General features: G+C 59.6%; 13 protein-coding genes and 1 other RNA gene. 6 read left to right on the forward strand and 8 right to left on the reverse strand.

Translation table 11 applies throughout. The features are described 5' to 3' along the window. Nucleotides 1–1,273 (forward strand): ATP-binding protein (locus QWJ10_RS07165; protein WP_289925078.1); only part of this gene is annotated, 1,273 nt, incomplete at its 5' end. Nucleotides 1,274–1,396: 123 nt separating this feature from the next. Next, nucleotides 1,397–1,711, forward strand: coding sequence for a DUF2388 domain-containing protein (locus QWJ10_RS07170; RefSeq protein WP_010796716.1), 315 nt, complete (start codon nt 1,397–1,399; stop codon nt 1,709–1,711). A gap of 63 nt (nt 1,712–1,774) precedes the next feature. Here QWJ10_RS07170 and gcvH read toward each other — a convergent pair whose 3' ends face one another. The 8 genes from gcvH to QWJ10_RS07210 all read right to left on the reverse strand — a co-directional run bounded on the left by gcvH (nt 1,775) and on the right by QWJ10_RS07210 (nt 10,733). Next, a complete protein-coding gene (gene gcvH / locus QWJ10_RS07175) occupies nt 1,775–2,155 on the reverse strand; it encodes a glycine cleavage system protein GcvH (protein ID WP_010796715.1) in 381 nt (126 codons plus the stop codon). Between the two features lie 120 nt (nt 2,156–2,275). Beyond that, a complete protein-coding gene (gene gcvT / locus QWJ10_RS07180) occupies nt 2,276–3,358 on the reverse strand; it encodes a glycine cleavage system aminomethyltransferase GcvT (protein ID WP_289925084.1) in 1,083 nt (360 codons plus the stop codon). A gap of 122 nt (nt 3,359–3,480) precedes the next feature. Further along, nucleotides 3,481–5,091 carry an iron ABC transporter permease gene (locus tag QWJ10_RS07185; RefSeq protein WP_239382218.1) on the reverse strand — a complete coding sequence of 537 codons (1,611 nt, stop codon included), beginning with the start codon at nt 5,089–5,091 and terminating at the stop codon, nt 3,481–3,483. Between the two features lie 118 nt (nt 5,092–5,209). Next, on the reverse strand, nt 5,210–6,208 hold the full coding sequence (locus tag QWJ10_RS07190) for an extracellular solute-binding protein (RefSeq protein WP_150348187.1): 999 nt from the start codon (nt 6,206–6,208) through the stop codon (nt 5,210–5,212). Nucleotides 6,209–6,302: 94 nt separating this feature from the next. Further along, on the reverse strand, nt 6,303–7,526 hold the full coding sequence (locus tag QWJ10_RS07195) for a 2-octaprenyl-3-methyl-6-methoxy-1,4-benzoquinol hydroxylase (RefSeq protein ID WP_197873028.1): 1,224 nt from the start codon (nt 7,524–7,526) through the stop codon (nt 6,303–6,305). 48 nt (nt 7,527–7,574) lie between these two features. Further along, on the reverse strand, nt 7,575–8,771 hold the full coding sequence (gene ubiH, locus QWJ10_RS07200; protein ID WP_289925097.1) for a 2-octaprenyl-6-methoxyphenyl hydroxylase: 1,197 nt from the start codon (nt 8,769–8,771) through the stop codon (nt 7,575–7,577). A gap of 11 nt (nt 8,772–8,782) precedes the next feature. Continuing rightward, complete coding sequence (gene pepP, locus QWJ10_RS07205) at nt 8,783–10,132, reverse strand: Xaa-Pro aminopeptidase (protein ID WP_074821569.1); 1,350 nt, start codon at nt 10,130–10,132, stop codon at nt 8,783–8,785. A 46-nt stretch (nt 10,133–10,178) separates the two neighbouring features. Continuing rightward, entirely contained in the window at nt 10,179–10,733 is a 555-nt protein-coding gene (locus tag QWJ10_RS07210) for a UPF0149 family protein (RefSeq protein ID WP_073450029.1), read from the reverse strand. 106 nt (nt 10,734–10,839) lie between these two features. On the opposite strand from QWJ10_RS07210, the gene QWJ10_RS07215 reads away from it, so the two are divergent. The 4 genes from QWJ10_RS07215 to QWJ10_RS07230 all read left to right on the forward strand — a co-directional run bounded on the left by QWJ10_RS07215 (nt 10,840) and on the right by QWJ10_RS07230 (nt 12,199). Next, nucleotides 10,840–11,061 (forward strand): TIGR02449 family protein, encoded by a 222-nt coding sequence (locus QWJ10_RS07215; protein ID WP_010796707.1) that lies wholly within the window; start codon nt 10,840–10,842, stop codon nt 11,059–11,061. Beyond that, on the forward strand, nt 11,058–11,369 hold the full coding sequence (locus QWJ10_RS07220) for a cell division protein ZapA (RefSeq protein WP_010796706.1): 312 nt from the start codon (nt 11,058–11,060) through the stop codon (nt 11,367–11,369). The genes QWJ10_RS07215 and QWJ10_RS07220 overlap by 4 nt, the downstream gene beginning before the upstream one ends. Before the next feature lie 28 nt (nt 11,370–11,397). Next, a non-coding RNA gene (gene ssrS / locus QWJ10_RS07225) (6S RNA) lies at nt 11,398–11,575 on the forward strand. Nucleotides 11,576–11,584: 9 nt separating this feature from the next. Further along, nucleotides 11,585–12,199, forward strand: coding sequence for a 5-formyltetrahydrofolate cyclo-ligase (locus tag QWJ10_RS07230; protein WP_289925111.1), 615 nt, complete (start codon nt 11,585–11,587; stop codon nt 12,197–12,199). Nucleotides 12,200–12,238: the final 39 nt, after the last annotated feature.

A 12,238-nucleotide genomic window follows, 5' to 3' on the forward strand; every position in this document is an offset into this window, starting at 1 on the left:
CATTACCGAGGCACGTCTAGCAACCGATGCCCTGGAAGCCAAGATTGCCGAGCGTACGCAAGAACTGGGCGAAAGCCATACACGACTCATTACGGAAATCTATGAGCGTGAACGTGCGGAAGAGGCCTTGCGCCAGTCTCAGAAGATGGAAGCCATCGGCCAGCTTACCGGTGGGATCGCACACGATTTCAATAATATGCTGACCGGAATCGTCGGAGCGCTCGATCTTATCCGCATGCGTGTCATCAGTGGTCGTACCGATGATCTGGATCGCTACATCAATGCCGCCACAGCCTCAGCCGACCGAGCCTCAGCGTTGACCCATCGGTTGCTGGCATTTGCCCGTCGTCAAACCCTGGATACGAAACCGGTCAATCTGAACGAGCTTATCGATTCCCTGCGTGATCTGTTCGTCCGCACCGTAGGCGAACAGATCAAAATCCGAACACACCTGGACACTGAGCTGTGGATGGCATTCAGCGATGCCCACCAGCTTGAAAATGCCTTGCTCAATCTGGTCATCAACGCGCGCGATGCTATGCCGGATGGCGGTGACCTGAGCATCGAGACCTCAAATGTTACCCTGGACGCCGAAACGGCACGACGTGAAACCATCGAACCGGGCGATTACATTCGTATCCAGGTCAAAGATACCGGCCAAGGCATGACACCCGAAGTCATGACCAAGGCATTCGAGCCGTTCTTTACCACCAAGCCCTCTGGACAAGGTACTGGGCTTGGTCTGGCGATGATCTACGGCTTTATCAAGCAATCCGGCGGAAACGTACGGATCGATAGTGAAGTGGGACGAGGAACAGCCATCACCTTGTTGTTGCCGCGCCACCTCGACCCTGTAATGGAAACTCTCGTGACCGAAACACCCCATGGAATGCCCCGCGCCCAGGAGGGCCAGACGGTACTGGTAGTCGAGGACGAGGCTGCGGTACGCATGATCGTACTCGAAGTGCTGTCCGAGCTTGGCTACACCGCCTTCGAGGCCGGCGATGCCGAACAGGCCATTCCTCTCCTCCAGAGCGACCAGCGAATCGATCTCCTAGTAAGTGATGTGGGGCTGCCCGGCATGAATGGCCGCCAGCTGGCAGAGGTGGCGCGCAAGCACCGACCGAATCTGAAAGTCCTGTTCATTACCGGTTATGCCAAGAATGCCGAGATCCGTAGCCAATTCCTGGGCAAGGATATGGACATGCTGACCAAGCCCTTCGATATCGATGCATTGGCCAGCAAGATCCACGAAATGATTCAGGCGCCCTAAAGTTCGAACCAAGTACCCGCTCGAAAGCCAAGCGGCTCACGTCCTTTGAAGGCACTCTGCCTTCAAAGGAACTCGTTTGGCCCGCGTCTTATCTAAAGGGAACCTTTAGAAGGAGATGTTGCTATGCGCCTCAAGAAGTTTGCATTGGTTCCCCTTGTACTGCTGCCGTTTGCTGCCGGATCTGCTATGGCCGATGCCAAATTCTGGCGTCATGTCGCCACCTCGGGAGCGACAACCGGCTCGACCTACCTGAGCAGCCGTGACGACCACAAGATGGTCATTGCAACCCAGGACGACGCCAGCGCCTTCCTCGCGAGCAATGGTGAAATTCGCGGTCCTTACCTGGAAGCCGCCCTGCGCGAAATGCGCAACGCAACGCCAGGAAGCTCCGCCAGCGATATCGACCTGGCGACCAAGATCCTGACGGCCCAGCAGTAAAACCATGCGGCCATGAAAAAGCCCCGCCGGAATCGCCCGGCGGGGCTTTTTCTTTGAATGGGATCAGTCGTTGGCGGCGCTATAGGCGTCGGCATCCATCAACTTGTCCAGCTCAGCCGTATCGCTGGGCTTGAGCTTGAAGAACCACGCCGTGTAGGCGTCGGCATTGACCTGCTCAGGCGCATCAGCCAGCGCCTCGTTTACAGCGATGACTTCACCGGAAACCGGTGCATAGATATCCGATGCCGCCTTTACCGATTCCACAACGCCTGCTTCCTGACCAGCCGCCAATGTTTTGCCCACTTCAGGCAGCTCGATGAACACAACATCACCCAACGCCTCCTGGGCATGGTCGGTAATGCCGACCGTGATAGTGCCATCGCTTTCCTGGCGGGCCCACTCGTGGCTGGATGCATAGCGAAGTTCAGCGGGAATCGTGCTCATGTTCGGCTCCTTATAAGGCAATCGGCTAATCGTTATAGCCCAAGCGTAGCGTGTCGAATGGTCTGCTCGCCACGCCTGACGTGAAAAAAGCGCAAAATAGCCGATTACCTGTCAACGTGCTCAAATAAGTGTCTTGCCAAAACGTACAAAACACGGCTTGACCACACGCACCGGCAGCCATTTCCCACGAATCTCGACCTCAGCCCGGTCTCCTGTCTCTACCGGTACTCGGGCCAGCGCAATGGACTTGCCCAGGGTAGGCGCATAGCTGCCGCTGGTGATCTCGCCTTCGCCACAACCGGCGATACGTACCACCTGATGCGCGCGCAACACACCTCGCTCCTCCAGTACCAGGCCGACCAGCCGTGAGCGGGGTCCGGCATCACGCTCTTCCTCAAGGGCCTTGCGGCCAATGAAATCACGTCCTTCCGGTGCCCAGGCAATGGTCCAGTCCAGATTGGAGGCCAGAGGAGAGACATGCTCATCCATCTCATGACCATACAAGTTCAAACCGGCTTCCAGGCGTAACGTATCGCGCGCCCCCAACCCCACCGGCCCTATTCCGGCCCCTACTAGCTCATTCATAAAACTGACGACTTCATCCGCAGGCAGGATGATCTCCAGTCCGTCCTCGCCGGTATAGCCGGTCCGGGCAATGAACCATTGCCCTTCCGGCATGGCCTGGAACGGCTTGAGTGAGCGAATCAGCTCGGCGCGTTCCGGCGAGACTACATCCGCAACTTTTTCACGGGCCTCTGGACCTTGAATAGCCAGGATAGCCAGCTCCGGGCGGGGCGTGAGGGTAACGGCGTACCCCTCGGACTGCACGTCCAGCCAAATGAGCACCTTTTCGCGAGTCGAAGCATTGGTAACCAGTCGATAGCCCTGTTCGAGGCGATACAGGATCAGATCGTCCACCACGCCGCCATGGGCGTTGAGCATGATGGAGTACAGCGCCTTGCCCGGCGTGGAAAGACGCGCCACGTCACCGACCAGCAGGCGGGAGAGATAGCTTTCAGCCTGCGCACCGTCGATATCGACAATGGTCATATGAGAGACATCGAACACACCACAGTCACGCCGCACCTGATGATGCTCTTCGACTTGCGATCCATAGTGCAGCGGCATATCCCAGCCACCGAAATCCACAAGCTTGGCGCCCAGGGCCACATGCAAGTCATAAAGCGGGGTGCGCTGTCCCATGGGGATCTCCTTGTTGTCCGGCTGGCTGCAGCGGCCGGCATTGTAGTCGTTCGAGATGACAAGCGGGCGTTTGAATTTCTCCCGTCTGTCTTGATGGCAGACACAGACCGCGGCAGACGCGATCAGTGCCGTGCCGAACGACGAATCAGTCCAATGACCGGCAACAACCCTACCAGGACCAGCGTCAGAGCCGGCAGCGCCGCACGCGCCCATTCGCCCTCACTGGTCATCTCGAAGATCCGTACAGCCAGTGTGTCCCAGCCGAACGGGCGCATCAGCAGCGTGGCGGGCATCTCTTTGAGTACATCCACGAAGACCAACAAGGCAGCCGACAGCGCTCCTGGCGTCAGCAGTGGAAGATACACACGAATGAACAGCCCCAGTCCGCCGATACCCAGGCTTCGGGAAGCCTCCGGTAACGACCGCCGGATACGCGCCAGAGCGGATTCCAGCGGCCCGTAAGCGACTGCCAGAAAGCGGATCAGATAAGCCAGCAGCAGCGCACCCAGACTTCCCAGCAGAAGCGGCTTGCCCGCACCGCCCAGCCATTGAGACATCGGCACGATCAGCTCACGGTCCAGCAGACTGAAGGCTAGCATGATAGCCACCGCCAGTACCGAGCCCGGCAGTGCATAGCCCAGGTTGGCGAGCCCGATAGCGGAGCGAACCGTGCGGCGCGGCGCCTGACGACGAGCAAACACCAGCAGCAACCCTACGCCTACGGCCAGCAGCGCGGCAATCAGCCCCAGCCCCAGGCTATGCAGGATCAAACCGACATAGCGCTCATCCAGATCGAAACGGCCACGCTGCCAGAACCAGACGACCAGCTGCACGACCGGAACGGCAAAGGCGCAGGCAAAAACAAGGCTGCACCAGCCCGTGGCAAGGATTGCCTTCCAGCCTGTCAGCCGATACAGCGCGCCGCTACGAGCCCGCTCATTGGCGGGCCGGGCTACGCCACGCAGCCTGCGCTCTCCCAGCAGCACCACACCGACCCCAAGCAGGAGCAGACTGGCCAGCTGGGCCGCGCTGGAGAGGCTGAAAAAGCCATACCACGTCTTGTAGATTGCCGTGGTGAACGTGTCGAAATTGAATACCGAAACGGCACCAAAATCGGCCAGCGTTTCCATGATGGCCAATGCCAGGCCAGCACCAATGGCCGGCCAGGCCATTGGCAAAGCAATCCGCCAGAAGGCCTGCCAGGGCGAAAGTCCCAGTGTGCGGGCTGCCTCTGTAAGCCCTCTGCCCTGCGCCAGAAAGGCGCTGCGGGCCAAAAGATATACGTAGGGATAGAACACCAGCACCAGGACGACGATGACACCGCCCGTCGATCGCACTGGTGGAAACCGCAGACGCATGTGAAACAGCTCGCGCAGAAAGCTCTGTACGGGACCAGAAAAATCCAGCAGCCCCACGAACACGAACGCCAATACATAGGCCGGGATCGCAAAGGGCAACATTAGGGCCCAATCCAGCCAACGTCGGCCTGGAAACTCGCAAAGGCTGGTCAGCCAAGCCAGGCTTACCCCCAACAGTGTGACGCCCACCCCAACGCCAATCAGAAGCATCACGGTATTGCCTAGCAGGCGGGGCAGCTGCGTACTCCACAGGTGCGACCAGATCTCGGTATCGATGTGCTGCCAGCTAAGCAGGAGCACGCACAGTGGCATGAGCACCAGACCTGCTGCCATGAAAGCAATGACATACCAGCGGCGAGCAGCGAAATGAGACACGGGGTATACCTGAAAGCAGTCCAAGGGCGTGCGGTCTAGGCATCGCCTCAGGACGGTATGGCAGTAGATTCGTAACTGTCAGGGCTGGGCGCACCGCGTGATAGCGGTGCGCTGGATATCAATTCCAGCCGACGCGGTCCATCATCTTGATGGCTTCCGCCTGACGCCGCCCTGCGACCTCGACAGGAATCGTATCGGCCTTGAACTGGCCCCAGCTGGCAACCTCTGCCGAAGCCGGTACGCTCGGGTTGGCCGGGTACTCCTGGTTGATACCGGCAAACAGTGCCTGTGCGTCTGGGCCGGTCATCCATTCGACCAATGCCTTGGCGGCTTCTGGATGAGGCGCATGCTGCGTCAGGCCAACACCCGACAGATTCACGTGCACGCCACGGTCGTCTTGGTTGGGCCAGAACAGCTTCACGCCCAAATCAGGGTTCTGCTTGTGCATCCGGCCGTAGTAATAGGTGTTCACGATACCCACATCGCACTGCCCTGCATCGATAGCCTGCAACACGGCGTTATCGTCCGGGAAAACGCTGGTAGACAGGTTGCGTACCCAGCCCGCCAGGATTTCTTCAGTCTTGGCGGCGCCATGGGCTTCGATCAGGGTAGCCGTCAGCGATTGGTTGTATACCTTCTTGGCGGTACGCAGACACAGGCGGCCCTCCCATTCCGGGCCAGCCAAGGCTTCATAGGTACTCAGCTCGTCCTCGGAAACGCGGTCCGGTGCATACGCAATGGTTCGCGCCCGGAGCGTGAGCCCTGTCCAGCGCCCCGTCGAGGAGCGGTACTGTGATGGAATATTCTGGTCAATGATGGCCGACTGCATCGGTTGCAGGATACCCATCTGCTCGGCCTGCCAGAGGTTGCCGGCATCGACGGTGATCAGGAGATCGGCTGGCGTGTTGGCACCCTCTGCCTTGATCCTGGCCATCAGGGGCGCTTCCTTGTCGGTGATGAACTTGACGCTTACGCCGGTCTGCTGGGTGTAGGCATCAAACACAGGCTTTATCAGCTCATCGATTCGCGATGAGTAGACCACCACCTCATCAGCCGCCTGGGTGACCCCAGCCGTTAGCCACACTGCACACGCAGCAACCACTTTGCGAAACGGCATGTAAAGCACCTCCCTGAAAGACAGGTGCAAATGATAAAGACTCTCGCCTATCGAGCCGTCTCAACAAATGTGTCGAGTTGTGTCATTACCCTTATCAGACACGGGCCAATGTTGGCAGATCGCCGGTCTGGCCCAATGCCTGACGGACAAAGACAGCCTTCGCCTCAAAGTGATCGTTGACCAGCTTGAGACCGGTGTTACGCAGCCAGCGCACAGCCAGACTGTCATTCTGGAACAGGCGCTGAAAGCCTTCCATCGCGCCCATCATGGCAAGGTTATGCGGCATGCGACGGCGCTCATAGCGGCTCAACACACGCACATCGGCCAAATGTTCGCCCCGCTTGTGCGCATGCAGCAGGACCTCAGCCAGGACAGCGGCGTCCAGAAAGCCCAGGTTCACCCCCTGCCCGGCCAACGGGTGAATAACGTGGGCGGCATCGCCAATCAGAGCCAGCCCCGGCTCGACATAACGCTTGGCATGGCGCTGGCGCAGCGGAATACAGACGCGCGGATCGGACTGCTCGATCGCGCCCAGTCGGTTTTCAAATGCACGACCCAATGCGGCGCAGAATGCATTGTCGTCCATCGCCATCAACCGCTCGCTTTCCTTGGGCGTGCAGGACCAGACGATCGAGCACCAATGTAAGTCCCCCTCGCGATCCAGAGGCAGGAACGCCAGCGGGCCATCGTCCGTAAAGCGTTGCCAGGCGGTTTTCTGGTGGGGATGCGCGCAGCGGACACTGGTCACGATGGCGTTATGCAGATAATCCCACTCCCGCGTCTCGACACCGGCCAGACGCCGTACCGCCGAGTGGGCACCATCCGCCGCAATGACCAGCGAGGTACGGACGGCCTGCCCGCCAGCCAGCTGAATCAGCCAATCGTCACCAGAATGACGCAACAGCTCCATGCGGGCGTCAGGCATCAGCTGGACACTGGAGGCCTGCAAGCGCTCCATCAGCGCATCCTGAATGACACGGTTTTCAATGATATGTCCCAGCACATCGGCATGAACGCTACTGGCGGTAAAATCAATGGCACCGGTGCCTGAGCCGTCCCAGACATGCATGCGTCGATAGGGACTGGTACGGCGAGAGGCAATACCCTCCCAGGCCCCGAGGTTTTGCAGGATACGTCGGCTGGCTTCGGACAAGGCACTGACACGCGCCGCAAAGGGCTGGGCGGAGTCGAAGGGCTTTACCGTCATCGGACCGCGGTCCAGGAGGAGCACCTTCAGGCCGCTGCCCTCCAATGCCAGCGCCAGGGCGCTACCCACCATGCCGGCACCGACAATCGCGATGTCTACTTGGGTTTCCACGGTCAAAGCTCCTTTGCAGCGGTTATGGACCTAACAGGACAGGAATGATCAAAACAGGGCATGGGCCGGGCGTGTCCCGAGTCCCATTGCCTGACGGGCAAACGTCCCCTTTGCAGAGGGCCATAGTTCCAGGCCGATCAGCCCGGCATTACGCCCCGCCGCCAGCCACGGATTGCCATTGGAAAACAGCCGCGTTACCTGGTCGGAGAAACCGATGGTCAGCTGCTGATCAAGACGCTGACCCTCCAGGTAATGTTGCAAGGTTGCAAAGTCACCGGGCTTGGCTTCGCTGTTTTCCAGTGCTTCAGCCAACGCGGACACATCCCGTAGCGACAGGTTGAAACCCTGTCCGGCGATCGGATGCAGACTATGGGCGGCATTGCCTAGCACCACAAGGTGTGGCCTTACCTGCTCCTGCGACTTGATCAGGGTCAGCGGATAACTGTGGCGTACGCCTACCTGCCGGAATGTGCCCAGTCGATAGCCGAAAGCCTGTTGCAGCTCAGCCAGAAACGATCGCTCATCGATCGCGGCCAGCCGTTCTGCATCAGCCTGCGGGCGGGTCCAGATCAGGGCGCAGCGGTTTTCAGGCAGCGGCAGCAGGGCCAGCGGCCCGGTATCGGTAAAGCGCTCGAAGGCCCAGCCCTGATGCGGATCACCCGGGGTGATATTGGCAATCAGGGCCGTCTGGTCATAGGTCGTCTGTTCCACATGAATGCTCAGCTGCTCGCGCAGCGCCGAGCGGCCGCCATCGGCCAGAACCGCCAGATCGCAGGTCAACTCACTGTCATCATCCAGGGTCAGTGTATAGCCATCCGGCCCTGCAACCAGACGACGAACCTCGGCAGGACAACGCCACTCGATGATGTCACGGTCCAGGGCGTGCCACAGGCAATGCCCCAGCCAGGCATTCTCGATGACGTAGCCCAGCGCATCAACGCGCTGCTCGGTGGCATCTAGGCGAGCTGCACCAAAGCGTCCACGATCCGAGACATGGATGTGTTTGATCGCCTCGGCGCGCTCGGCCAGGGCCTTCCATACGCCCAGCCGTTCGTAAATCAGACGCGAGCCATAGGACAGCGCCGAGGAGCGGGCATCATAGCTGGGCTGAAAGGCATCACCCGGCGCGAAGGGCTCGACCATCACGATCTTCCAGCCACGCGCCCTTGCCAGCTCCTGAAGCGACAGGGCCAGGCTGGCGCCTACCAATCCGCCACCAATGATTGCCACCGTGCAGCGCTGCATGTCTTCTCTCCTTACACGGCCGCGTCGGACGCCGAAGCGCCACGGGCATCAGCCATCAATCGTTCAATCTCATCGACCGCCTTGGGTACGTGGCGGCTCAAAATTTCGCAGCCGTGGCGGTTGACCACGACATCATCCTCGATACGGACGCCAATGCCCCGCCATTTCTTCGCTACGCGTAGATTGTCTGACGCCACGTAAATGCCCGGCTCAACCGTCATGGTCATGCCCGGCTCCAACATCCGCCACTGATCACCGATGCGATAGTCGCCAACGTCGTGTACATCCAGCCCCAGCCAGTGTCCGGCCCGATGCATGTAAAAATCACGATACGCGCCCTCTTCGACCAGGGTATTGATCTCGCCCCGCAACAGGCCAAGATCAACCAGCCCTTCCGTAATGATACGGACCGTGACCTCATGGGCCTCGTCCCAATGGCGCCCGGGCGCAATGCAGGCAAAAGCCGCCTCGTTGGCTGCCAGCACGATCTCGTAGATAGCCTTCTGTTCAGGCGAAAACCGACCATTGACCGGAAAGGTACGGGTAATGTCACTGGCGTAGCAGTCGATCTCGCAGCCGGCGTCGATCAACACCAGATCGCCGTCCTTGAGCAGCGCATCGTTCTGCTGGTAGTGCATGATACAGGCGTTGCGGCCGGAAGCGACGATGGAACCGTAGGCTGGCATCCGCGCCCCGCCCTTGCGAAACGCATAATCAAGCTCCGCCTCCAGATGATACTCCCTGAGCCCCGGCCGACAGGCCTGCATGGCCCGAATATGAGCATCACCCGACACACTTGCCGCCTCACGCATCACCTTAATCTCAGCCGCGGTCTTGAAGAGACGGGCCTCATGCAGGAGAGGATCAAGTGCAATCAGCTCCTTGGGTGGCTGTGCCCCCTGGTTGGCCTTGGCGCGGATCAGGTTGATCCAGTCCAGTAACTGGCGATCGAAATCCGGGTTTGAGCCCATGGCGTAATAGACCCGCTCCCGCCCTTCGATCAGCCCCGGCAGGATGTCGTGGATGTCGCTGATGGGAAAGGCATCGTCAGCCCCGTATTGACGAATCGCGCCTTCCTGACCGGCGCGCGGGCCCGTCCACATCTCCTGGACAGGATCCTTCTCCCGGCAGAACAGCACGTACTCACCGTGCTCCCGCCCCGGAATCAACGCCATGACGGCATCCGGCTCGGGAAAGCCGGTCAGGTATTGAAAGTCACTGTCCTGACGGTAGGCATATTCAATATCGCGGTTACGCACACGCACGGGTGCGGCGGGCAATATCGCAATACTGCCCGCCGCCATCTCGGCCATGAGCGCTCGACGCCGACGGGCGAACTCGGCCTTCGGAATGCGGATCATGCGAACTCCTTAACGGAAAGCTCGCCCTCGCCCGCCGGGTCAATCCTCAATGGATTGAAGGCTTGGGTGCAGGCGAAGGATTCTTGCCGTACTCGCTATAAAGAATGACAGGCGCCACACGAAGATACTCGGTGACCTCCATGTAATCGTTTTCGCCCTCCTCGGACTCCTCGAGCGTGTCCTGCACCTGCGCGATGGCGGCAAGATCCTGCAAAACTTCTTTGGCTTCGTTGGACAGCTCCGCCGTACGACTGGCCAGCCCAAAGCCGGACAGGAAGCCCTGGCACCATTGCGCCATAGCGGCCAGGCGCTCCTTGAGCGGCGCTTCGTCGGTTGGCAGGAGCAGCACGATGGCCACTTCGTTGGTGGCGAATTCCTGCTGTACCATGCCCAGAAGCCCTATCAATGCTGACTTCAGGCGGTCACTCGGCGCCCCGCCCAGGAGGTCGGTAGCGGCGACGAGCCAGTCGGATTCGTCAAACCCGGCGCCGGCGCAGATACGGCCCATCAGATGGCCATGAAGCTCGGCCGGGGAGACAGGAAGAGCCGCTTCGCTCAATAATTGTGTGAACGCGGCGTATGCAGATGATGTACTCGTCATGGATGGCTATGGTCGTTAGTCGACGTGATGGCTAGAATGAACCTTGTATCCTACGCGTTGACCTTGTTACCGGCCAACCTTGTATAGCTCGGAGCAGCAGCCATCCATGCGCGAGTCCTCGATCGAAAACGATCTCCAAGTACTGACCGATAAAATTGAGCAACTGCTCGAACACATCGAACAGCTTAGGAAAGAGAATCGCCAGCTGCGCGCCCATGAGCGTGGCTGGCGAGAAGAACGCGCCAAGCTAATCGAAAAGAACGATTTGGCTCGACATAAGGTCGAAGCGATGATTTTACGCCTGAAAGCCCTGGAGCAGGACTCATGAGCACCGACACCGTCACCGTCCACATCCTCGACAAGGACTACTGCATCAGCTGTCCACCGGACGAGCGCGCCAATCTTGAAACCACTGCGCGCTACCTCGACGGCAAGATGCGAGAAATCCGTGCCAGCGGCAAAGTGATTGGCGCCGACCGCATTGCGGTCATGGCAGCCCTCAATATCACCCACGACCTGCTGCATCGCCAGGATGGCGTGAACTTCGAAGTCAGCAGCACGCGCGAGCGCGTTCGCGACCTGCTGGACCGTGTCGACCGGGCTCTGACAACAGAGCAGGACGAACGGGGGGTTTGATTCTCGTGGCGAAGGGGTATACTGGACACACTCTCTGGTGTGTTTGCCAGTCGGTCATGTCCCTGAGCCGATAAGCAACACCACGGGGGTCGCTCGCTGGGCTTGTGTGCATGTCCGCACGCCGGAAAGCCTAATGGCCCACGACTTCTCCCACCTTGAACTCTCGGGTTCAAGGGCTACACCGGCAGCGGCATTCCGGGGAGCTACCTTCACTCATGATCAAAGCTTCTGATCATTCTCGTCCGGCCCTGCGTCGACTCCTGCGTCAGAAACGTCGGGCCTTGAGCCCTACCGAGCAAAAGCAGGCTGCTCGACAGCTGCATCGTCAGCTCAGTCATCATCCCTTGTTTCGCCGTGCCCGGCAGATTGCCTTTTATCTTCCCAATGACGGTGAAATCGACCCGCGTCCGCTGCTTCGAACAGCCCAGCGCCGCGGCAAGGCCACCTTCTTGCCTGTATTGAGCCGTTGGCCAGCCACGCGTATGCATTTTCAGCGTGTCCGCTCCCACGAGCGCTGGGTGCGCAATCGCTTCAGGATCGTCGAACCCAGACCGAATCGGCTACAGCAGCGCAAACCCTGGACACTCGATCTGATTCTGATGCCGTTGGTAGGATTCGACGCACAGGGCGGTCGCCTGGGTATGGGTGGCGGCTTTTATGATCGGAGCCTGGCTTATCTCAAACGTCGCATCGCCTGGCGCTCACCTAAATTGTTAGGATTGGCCCACGAATGTCAGAAGGTGGATCAGCTGGCCCTGGCCAGTTGGGATGTGCCGATGAAGGCAACCGTGACGGATAAGGGATGGTACGGGAAGGAAGAGAAGGCCTGAACCCTGCGCCAAACTACAACGCAGGGTATTCCACAGCGC

The organism is Pseudomonas sp. WAC2, assembly GCF_030403525.1.
Classification (GTDB): domain Bacteria; phylum Pseudomonadota; class Gammaproteobacteria; order Pseudomonadales; family Pseudomonadaceae; genus Chryseomonas; species Chryseomonas luteola.